General features: G+C 66.2%; 1 protein-coding gene. It reads left to right on the forward strand.

The annotated features are described in order from the left end of the window. Nucleotides 1-123: 123 nt before the first annotated feature. A partial coding sequence (locus DCI01S_RS16585) for a transposase family protein (protein WP_167349589.1) occupies nucleotides 124-571 on the forward strand: 448 nt, incomplete at its 3' end.

The following is a 571-nucleotide window of genomic DNA, read 5'->3' on the forward strand; positions in this document are numbered from 1 at the left end:
TTCCGGATTCGGAGTGCGTAGCTGGGGTTCGCCGGTGATGCGGTGAGGCACAAGATGTAGGGGTCCTGGGGGTGTGAGGATTGCGGTTCCTACACCTGCACCCAGAACCACCCAGGACCCGCTTTGAACGCTACCGCCAGCCTGCTTGCCGACACCATCTGCCGCACCGTCGAGCTCGGGGTGACGATCACCGACGCCGCTGTGGCCGACGAGCTCACGCACCTGTTCTGCTCCCCGGTCACACTCGACCCGATCTGCGCCGAGTGCGGGATGGCGGGGCGCCTGCGTGACCACATCGAGCGGAAGGTGACCGATCTGCCGATCGTCGGGCACCCGACCAGACTGCACGTGCGGGTACCGCGCTTCACCTGCGACAACATCGAGTGCGCTACGAGGATTTTCCAGCAGCGCATGCCTGATTTGGCCGAGCCGCGGGCCAAGACCACCCGCCGGTGCAGCCGCTGGATTCTGCAGCGCTTGGCGATCGACCGCACCAGCGTGTCCGCGGTCGCCAAGGCACTCGGGCTGGGCTGGGATCTGGTCAATGACCTGGCGGTGTCCGAGACTCGCA

Origin of the sequence: Dietzia cinnamea NBRC 102147, from assembly GCF_001571065.1 — a bacterium.
GTDB lineage: Bacteria > Actinomycetota > Actinomycetes > Mycobacteriales > Mycobacteriaceae > Dietzia > Dietzia cinnamea.